1 protein-coding gene is annotated in these 270 nt (G+C 42.2%); it reads left to right on the forward strand.

Features of this window, described 5'->3' with window-relative positions; all coding sequences use genetic code 11:
- On the forward strand, nucleotides 1–270 hold a 270-nt coding region (locus A9Q93_RS05825; protein WP_303686447.1), incomplete at both ends, for a phage tail protein.

Below are 270 nucleotides of genomic sequence, written 5' to 3' on the forward strand. Positions count from 1 at the left end.
TTTATTTTCAATTTTAGGTACCACGTATGGTGGTGATGGTAGAACAAGTTTTGCCTTACCAGACTTACGTGGTAGAGCAGCGTTACATCCTGGAACTGGACCTGGGTTAACCCCTAGGAAACTAGGACAAAGAAGTGGAACAGAAACTGCTACAATTTCGGTTCTTCAAATGCCTCAGCACAATCATACTGCTACCTTAGACAATGGCTCTGCATCTATTAAAATTAATACGGGTGATGGGACTACTAATGACCCAACTGGAAACTTCCT

The sequence above is a fragment of the Nonlabens dokdonensis genome, assembly GCF_002162835.1.
Classification (GTDB): Bacteria; Bacteroidota; Bacteroidia; order Flavobacteriales; family Flavobacteriaceae; genus Nonlabens; species Nonlabens dokdonensis_B.